The 486-nt window shown below is 65.0% G+C and carries 2 pseudogenes; both read left to right on the top strand.

Annotated features, from left to right (window positions below):
• A pseudogene (locus ACIQXH_RS20400) lies at positions 1-208 on the top strand (IS21 family transposase); the annotation flags it as partial.
• Positions 208-486, top strand: a pseudogene (istB, locus tag ACIQXH_RS20395) (IS21-like element IS1415 family helper ATPase IstB); the annotation flags it as partial. The pseudogenes ACIQXH_RS20400 and istB, both read left to right, overlap by 1 nt.

Here is a 486-nt window from a genome sequence, read left to right as displayed (position 1 = left end):
GTTGGGGACGGCGGCGATGACCGGCCGGTTCGCCGATCGGGACCTGATCTCGATCCTCGACTACCAAGTCACCCACGAACACGCTGATCCGGTCCGTCGCAGCGAGAACCACACTCTGCAACCGGGCACCGCCGCCTGGTCCACCTTCGGCCAGACACCAGCGCCGGCCAGCCCAGCCACTACTGACGATGAAAGCGATGACGCCTGATGAGCACCCCTTTGCGCACTGTTACCAGCGCTAACGGCGACCCGTTGGCCGAGGCGATCGACCTGACTAAACGCCTGAAACTGCCCCATATCCGCAGGTCCTTGAGCGATATCATCCCGACCGCGAAAGCCCAACGCTGGGACCCCGCCGAAGTCGTGCGGGTTCTCCTCGCTGAGGAAGCCGCCGGCCGGGACCGGGCGAACCTGCACACTCGCCGCAAACGCGCGGGTTTCCCTACCGGCAAGACCTTCGGCGACTGGGACGAAACGAAATCGTCG

Origin of the sequence: Peribacillus sp. NPDC097225, assembly GCF_044761955.1 — a bacterium.
In the GTDB taxonomy this organism is placed as follows: Bacteria; Bacillota; Bacilli; order Bacillales; family DSM-1321; genus Peribacillus.
The sequence above is the reverse complement of the archived record's forward strand: the minus strand, read 5'-3'. Positions and strand labels throughout refer to the sequence as shown.